Source organism: Paenisporosarcina sp. P4_D4 (assembly GCF_056401835.1).
Window position 1 is genome coordinate 1 of the sequence record NZ_JBFUIO010000372.1, and the last position, 826, is coordinate 826.

1 protein-coding gene is annotated in these 826 nt (G+C 31.8%); it reads left to right on the top strand.

Features of this window, described 5'->3' with window-relative positions; all coding sequences use genetic code 11:
• Positions 1-609, top strand: a 609-nt coding sequence (locus AC1DSL_RS18910; protein WP_477533431.1) for a PH domain-containing protein, incomplete at its 5' end; no start/stop codon positions are given.
• Positions 610-826: the final 217 nt, after the last annotated feature.

The following is an 826-nucleotide window of genomic DNA, read 5'->3' on the forward strand; positions in this document are numbered from 1 at the left end:
CCCAAACAAATTGAACAAAGGGTTTCAAGTTATAGATTAAAGGTAGAACAAGAAAAGGAAATGAGAAAGAAAAAAGCGCAACAAAAAGCTGTGGAACTTGAAAAGCAAAGAGAGTTAAAACAAATGGAAGCTAAGCAAAAGGCTATTCTGTTGGAGAAACAAAAAGAGTTAAGACAACAACAAGAAAAGAAGGAAGTGCTTGAGCTTCTTTCAAAAGTAGTTGATGTTAATGGAATGGATTATACAAATTATGAATTTCATGCTGTACAGTCAAACAAACAATTCTTCCAAGGTCTCGTGACTAAAGTATTTGAAAAGGATGAACAAGGCTTAACATTTATCTCGTGTGAATTTGATAAATCATCTAAAACAGAAATTAAGGGGTATTTGATTGTAACAAACAAAAGAGTGTGGTTTGTTAACAAAAACCTTGATTTCCAACAGAAGTTCCGTTTTCAAACAATAAAAAATGTACAGTGGTCCAGAGATGGCTTATTAGAAAAAGAACTCATTATTCAGTATGGAGTAAAAAAATTAGAATTTGATGAGATCTTTGATAGTAAACAAATGCTCAGAGTTGGGAATGTTATAGTTCAGAAACTAAGTTAAGTAAGATAACCAACCATCTAAGTGCCTAAAAACCTAGGTTAGATCATTTTTTAATAGCAATATTCAAGACATTCCGGTAAAGCCACAACCTATTGTAATTAATAATTTCACTTTTAAAACTTACAACATACAATCCACCTCAGAGAGCGTCTCTAGACGGTCTATATTTAACGAATTATATTATAATTTATTAATGCGGCCCCTTACTCTTTAGAGT